Origin of the sequence: Legionella drancourtii LLAP12 (assembly GCF_000162755.2) — a bacterium.
Classification (GTDB): domain Bacteria; phylum Pseudomonadota; class Gammaproteobacteria; order Legionellales; family Legionellaceae; genus Legionella; species Legionella drancourtii.
Window position 1 is genome coordinate 37,672 of sequence record NZ_JH413850.1, and the last position, 5,323, is coordinate 42,994.

Genomic DNA, 5,323 nt, shown 5'->3' on the forward strand with positions numbered 1-5,323 from the left:
AATTTTTGGTTTTGTTTAATCAATAACCGAGCTTCGTAATCAGCATCGGTTGCAATCAGATTCTCGACTTTCTTTAAATTTTGCTTTTGGGTAGTGGTAACCGGGGTAAGATTTTGATAAAGCTTACTCAAATCCTGATTTAATTTCTCTTTCATTGATTTGATTTCTAAAAGCTTTTGTTCCAATACAAAATTTTCGTGCCAAAACTCCAATTGTTCGGCCTTTTCATTCAACGCGACTTGAAATTCTTTTGCTAGTACCAAATTATCAAGAATCAATTGTATTGTTTGCTTATTAGCAGCTAATAGGGCTTCTACCTTAGCCACACGTTCTTCAATAGTCGATCCCTCTTTGGCAATAGGTAATTGTTGTAATTGTTTTAAGCGCTGATTAAGACTATTTTGTTCTTTTTCTTGTTGCTCAAGAAAGCCATTCAAACTCTCAATTTTAACCCCTGTCATTTTAAGAATAGAGGATACTTGCTCTGTTTTAGCATTGTACTCTTTCTCATCTTTGGGAGCAGCCTGCTGCTTTGTGTCCTTAATTGCCGTGGCTAAATGTGTTTTCTCTTGAGTTAAATATTCGCCAAAACTAGCTGGGCTTTTGGGAAGTACAGGCGCAGGTGTGGGCACCGATGCAAATTTAGCGGCAGCAAAGTTTGCCCAAAATGCCGTAAGGAAGAAAATTAAAAAGAAACAACACCAGCGTAATAGGCTGGTGTTGTTCGGCGATAAATTATTTTGTCGGGTTCGTTGGAGCAAGTCTTATTCCTAATTCATTAAGCTGTGCACTGCCCGTTGGCGATGGTGCATTTGTTAAAGGACACGAAGCTGTTTGAGTTTTAGGAAAAGCAATTACGTCTCTTAATGATGTAGAGTCCGTAAGCAACATGGCTAACCTATCGATACCGAGTGCAATTCCACCATGAGGTGGCGCCCCGTATTGTAAGGCATCAAGTAAAAAGCCAAACTTTTCTTGAGCTTCTTGCTCATTAATACCCAGTAACTTAAATACAGCTTTCTGCAAATCAGACTGATGAATACGGATGGATCCCCCTCCGATTTCATAGCCGTTTATTACTATATCATAAGCTTTAGCTAAAGTGTGAGTAGGATTTGCACACAATGCATCCGCAGATAACTGTTTTGGTGATGTAAATGGATGATGCATCGCCTGTAACCTATTGTTTTGCTGATCCATTTCAAACATTGGCCAATCAACAATCCATAATAATTCCCAACCTTCACTAAGTAACTTTTTATCATGCCCAAGCTTGATTCTTAAGGCACCTATAGATTCATTCACAATATGAGTCTTATCCGCACCGAAGAAAATTACATCTCCAGTTGCCGCTTCAACACGATCTAAAATGGCCTGGACAGCATCCTCAGAAAGGAATTTAAGAATAGGTGATTGCAAGCCGTCCATACCTGTAGCACGATCATTTACTTTAATGTAAGCAAGACCTTTGGCACCATAAATACTTACAAAACGGCCATAATCATCCAAGTCTTTTCTGCTTAGATCGCAACCATTAGGAAGTTTTAACGCGACCACACGTGACTCATCATCATTTGCGGCGGTTGAGAATACTTTAAAATCGCATTCTTTCACTAAATCAGCAACATCAATCAACTCAAGCGGATTACGCATATCCGGCTTGTCACTACCAAAACGACGCATCGCTTCAGCATAAGCCATCCGCGGTAACTTCTCAGGTAAAGTCACATTCATCAACTCGCTGAATATCTTCTTTAATAAACCTTCGATTAAATTAAGAATATTTTCTTCATCAATAAAAGCCATCTCGATATCAAGCTGAGTAAATTCAGGCTGTCTGTCCGCACGCAAATCTTCATCACGAAAACAACGAACGATTTGATAATATTTATCAAATCCAGACATCATTAATAATTGCTTAAAGAGCTGCGGCGATTGTGGTAATGCATAGAACTCACCTGGATGTACTCGCGATGGTACTAAATAGTCGCGCGCGCCTTCAGGCGTTGCCTTGGTTAACATAGGTGTTTCAATATCTACAAAATCTTGCTGATTAAGGTAGTTACGAATGCAACTGTTTAATTTGTGTCTTAATCTTAATTTGCTCTGCATGGATGGACGGCGCAAATCAATGTAGCGATACTTATAGCGCAAATCTTCATTTACAGTTTGAAAATCATCTGGCAAAAATGGCGGTGTTGGGGATTGGTTTAAAATTTCAAGCTTAGTACCAACAACTTCAACCTTCCCAGTTGCCATTGTTGCATTAATCATCCCTTCGGGACGACTACGCACAACTCCGGTCACACGCACCACAAATTCAGAACGTAATTTTTCTGCATCAGAAAATATGGCTTGGTTTTCAGGTTCATACACTACTTGTAATAAGCCAGAGCTATCTCGGATATCAAGAAATATAACACCACCATGATCACGTCTGTGATGTACCCATCCACATACGATGACTTCCTTACCCAAACTTGACTCATCCACTCCTAAACAATAGTGTGTACGCATATGAAACCGCCTATTTAAATTTTATTAAGATCCGACTCTGCCAACGCTGCTGCCTTAGTATTTGCCTGCATAACGCCTAAAGAGATTGTATATTTTAATGCTGCATCAATACTCATATTTAATTCAATCGCCTCCCGTTTTGGCACCATGATTAAAAAACCGGAAGTAGGATTAGGTGTTGTTGGTATAAATACAGAGATCATTTCTTCTTGTGTTTTTTCATTAATTTCTGAGCTACCCACTCCTGTTTGAAAGGCAATGCTCCATAAACCTTTACGAGGATATTCAATTAAAACAACTTTACGAAAAGCTTCACTATTGGTTGACAATACTGCATTAATTACTTGTTGTACCGTCTTGTAAATAGAACGCACCAAGGGTATGCGCGAAAGCAATGAATCATTCCAAGCTACCAATCGTTGCCCTAGAAAATTAGTCGCCAACACCCCTGTGAGTAGTAACAAGGCAAGCGACATGATAACGCCTACGCCAGGAACGTAATGACCAAGTAATTGTTCTGGTTGATAAGCAGAAGGGATTAAATTATCTAATAAGTCAACAATAAAACGAAGCACGACCATGGTCACAAGCAGGGGCAGCCATACGACCAAACCCGCGAGTAAGTAACTTCTTAATGACTTGGTTTTCACCTGATTATCACCTTAATTATGAGCTCGTTGATGAAGAGCCAGAATCCGTTTTTTTCGTTGATTCACCGCTCTTAGCGGATGCTTCTGTAGGAGCACTACTTTTATTCTTAAAGTCGGTGGCATACCAGCCCGTTCCTTTAAGTTGAAATCCGGCAGCAGAAATGAGTTTAATCACGGTATTGTTACCGCATTCTGGACACTGTGTGACAGGCTCATCACTGATTTTTTGCATTAAATCAAAATGATGATGACAATTTGTACATTGGTATTCATAAATTGGCATCGCAAACAACTCCGTTAACGTCAGATAGACTAATCAACCTTTAATTATAGCTAACTCATGCAAGATGAACAATAATTTTCTGTAGGTTGAGTCATTTAACCCAACATTCACTACAAATGAAGTTATTGATAGACACTGCTATTGGGTCAAACAACCCAACCTGATTCAATTCCAACTACAACTTAAAAAATATCTTCCGCTTATATAAAAATGCAGCAACCAGAAAATTCAAAAAAAGAAAGACCAAGGCATACAATAAGCCAGCATTCTCCTGGCTAAATCCACCAAATAAATAATCCGTAATCGCCACCATAGCATTAGCAGAAGTACCATCTGACAAAGGAAGATTAAATATAAATTGCATTTTTAATAACAGGACATGAAAAATAAAAATGAATAAGGCATTCATTCCGAAAATTTTAAAAGGTAAAGCCCATTTGCTATACCCCAAAACATCAATGATGTAAAAACACAAAGCAAAGACAATAAGAGAAACACCACCAGTCCACAACACAAAGGAACTTGTCCATAAATTCTTATTAATTGGGAAGTAATAACCCCATGCCCAACCAAGCACAAGAAAGGCCATTCCCACTAAGAACATCAGCAAACATTTTTTCTTTTTACTTAATTGCATCAATAAAAAATGCCCGGTAATCAAGCCAGCTAAAGTAGTTGCTACGGCTGAAATAGTACTTATCAAGCCCTCTGGATCAAAATTTTTATGTAAATGAACGGGTGAAAAGATCATTTTATCAACATAAGCAACCCAGTTATTGGCCAAGCTTAATTGACCACCAGAAAAACCGGGCACCGGAATTTGGGTTATCCAATACCAATAACCTAAAAGAATTCCCCAAAAAAGAATAATTTGAGTTTTAACTGTGGTATTCAAATAAATAAGAGCGCAAATAAAATAACAAATCGCAATACGCTGCAAAATTCCATAAATCCGCAAATTGGCAAAGCTCAAATCAAAATGAAAAGGAAAAGCGTTAAGAAATAGACCAAATAAAAATAATAAAATGCTGCGTTTTAAAATACTTTTATAAATGTCTAAACGCGCAGCCTCATTAGTTGTAACTTGCCTGTTTAAGCTGACAACGGTGGTGACGCCAACGATGAATAAAAAAGCGGGGAAAACCAAATCCGCTAAAGTACAACCATTCCAGGCAGCATGATCCAAAATAGGATAAATTGATCGACTTCCTTGGCTATTAACCAAAACCATTAACGCCATAGTTAAACCACGAAAAACATCTAAAGATAAAATACGTTTGGAGTCTTCCTTCATAGGATGTCTCTTAAAAAGAGAAGATCATAACAAGATAATGGCTACTCATCAAAAAATGTATTCATTGCTCTAGGTCTGTTTGGCTAAGATAAATCATTTTATGTTCGATGATGCATACCACATTCATTGTTACTTGCCTGGGGAAGTTAAGCAAATGGACTTGGCAAAATATACTACAATTATAGATTAATAATATCAAAGTAACGGAGTACGAATGATGTCATGGTGCCAATCATCGTTGGCTGGCCAGCAGGCAAGACACCACCATCTCCTCGCCCCTCGAATACTTACCTGGATAATAATATGAAACCAAATTTTTCAGCAAGAATAATCCCTCTAGAGGAAGTTTATGCCGCAAGTTATAAACTTGCCTCACTTATCATGAGCTCAGCCTATGTTTTTGATACAGTTATCGCTATTGCACGAGGTGGATTTCCCATTGCACGCTTTATTTGTGATTTTTTAAACATTCATCATTTAGGTTCGGTACAAATCACACATTACACCGCCGGAGCTACGGAGGTAGAACAAATGCAAATCATCGCTCCAGTCAATACCGTAGTCGAAGGCAAAAAAATA

Annotated in this window: 5 protein-coding genes and 1 pseudogene; 1 reads left to right on the forward strand and 5 read right to left on the reverse strand. The window is 38.3% G+C overall.

The window, feature by feature from the left end; genetic code table 11:
- The 5 genes and pseudogenes from LDG_RS19775 to LDG_RS17690 form a co-directional block, all read right to left on the reverse strand.
- Positions 1-761 (reverse strand): annotated as a pseudogene (locus LDG_RS19775) (mechanosensitive ion channel domain-containing protein); the annotation flags it as partial.
- Complete coding sequence (aspS, locus tag LDG_RS17675) at positions 736-2,517, reverse strand: aspartate--tRNA ligase (RefSeq protein WP_040536554.1); 1,782 nt, start codon at positions 2,515-2,517, stop codon at positions 736-738. The pseudogene LDG_RS19775 and the gene aspS, both read right to left, overlap by 26 nt.
- Positions 2,518-2,531: 14 nt before the next feature.
- Positions 2,532-3,167 (reverse strand): DUF502 domain-containing protein, encoded by a 636-nt coding sequence (locus LDG_RS17680; RefSeq protein ID WP_040536557.1) that lies wholly within the window; start codon positions 3,165-3,167, stop codon positions 2,532-2,534.
- A gap of 16 nt (positions 3,168-3,183) precedes the next feature.
- Positions 3,184-3,450: an FmdB family zinc ribbon protein gene (locus LDG_RS17685; RefSeq protein WP_006872845.1), complete on the reverse strand. Its 267-nt coding sequence runs from the start codon at positions 3,448-3,450 to the stop codon at positions 3,184-3,186.
- A 175-nt stretch (positions 3,451-3,625) separates the two neighbouring features.
- The gene (locus tag LDG_RS17690; protein ID WP_006872846.1) at positions 3,626-4,744 is read right to left on the reverse strand and encodes an acyltransferase family protein; all 1,119 of its coding nucleotides are present in this window, start codon (positions 4,742-4,744) and stop codon (positions 3,626-3,628) included.
- 303 nt (positions 4,745-5,047) lie between these two features.
- On the opposite strand from LDG_RS17690, the gene LDG_RS17695 reads away from it, so the two are divergent.
- On the forward strand, positions 5,048-5,323 hold a 276-nt coding region (locus LDG_RS17695), incomplete at its 3' end, for a phosphoribosyltransferase (protein WP_040536621.1).

Excerpts from the sequence above, each read along its gene's own strand:
- aspS (WP_040536554.1), bottom strand. The coding sequence starts at position 2,517 with ATGCGTACACACTATTGTTTAGGAGTGGATGAGTCAAGTTTGGGTAAG.
- LDG_RS17685 (WP_006872845.1), bottom strand. The coding sequence starts at position 3,450 with ATGCCAATTTATGAATACCAATGTACAAATTGTCATCATCATTTTGAT.
- LDG_RS17690 (WP_006872846.1), bottom strand. The coding sequence starts at position 4,744 with ATGAAGGAAGACTCCAAACGTATTTTATCTTTAGATGTTTTTCGTGGT.